The organism is Pseudomonas sp. NBRC 100443, from assembly GCF_030268185.1.
Lineage (GTDB): Bacteria > Pseudomonadota > Gammaproteobacteria > Pseudomonadales > Pseudomonadaceae > Pseudomonas > Pseudomonas citronellolis.
This window is the reverse complement of the sequence record NZ_BSQE01000059.1, coordinates 1-621: the sequence shown is the minus strand read 5'-3', so window position 1 is coordinate 621 and position 621 is coordinate 1. Positions and strand designations below refer to the sequence as shown.

At 66.0% G+C, this 621-nt stretch carries 1 protein-coding gene; it reads right to left on the bottom strand.

Going from position 1 to position 621, the window contains the following annotated elements:
• On the bottom strand, window positions 1-621 hold a 621-nt coding region (locus QSJ95_RS32495), incomplete at both ends, for a terminase gpA endonuclease subunit (RefSeq protein ID WP_285647881.1).

Sequence of the window (621 nt, the reverse complement as noted above, 5' to 3'; positions counted from 1 at the left end):
GCACCAGCCAGGCCTCCTCGCCCAGGCCAAAGGCCCAGACGCGGCCCTCGTAGCGGTCGTCCTGGGTGTCGATACCGCCCATCAGGACCAGCGCCTGCGGCGGCACCTTCGGGAAGTTCTCGCGGCGGGCGTAGAGCGTCTTCCACTCCACGCGGTCGCCCTGCTCCTCCTCCCACACCTCGCCGCGCGTGGTGTTGATGAAGGTAACCAGTTTCTCGCGGTCGCCCTTGACCTTGAGCCACTCGTCCACCAACGACACCCAGGTGGTCCAGGTGCTGTAGATCGCCCAGCAGTAGAAGCTGACGGAACGGGGCGTGCGGATTGGCTCGTTGTCCGGGCCGTACCAGTCGATGCTGTCGCGTGTCCAACTGCCGGTCTCGTCGCAGATCCAGCGGCCTTTCGCCTGGGCCGCCACCATGTCCCGGTGATCAAAGCAGGCCGCGCAGTGCTCGCAGACGTACCAGGCGCGCTCAGCCTCGCCCAGGTCGTTCTTTTCCCACTTCAGGCCGAACTCGCAATCCTTGCCGCCCCACTTCAGGTGCTGCTCCCGCTGACAATGCGGGCAGGCAATGTGAAGCCGCAGGCGGTAGGGAGACTCATCCGCCGCCTTGGTGATCTGGC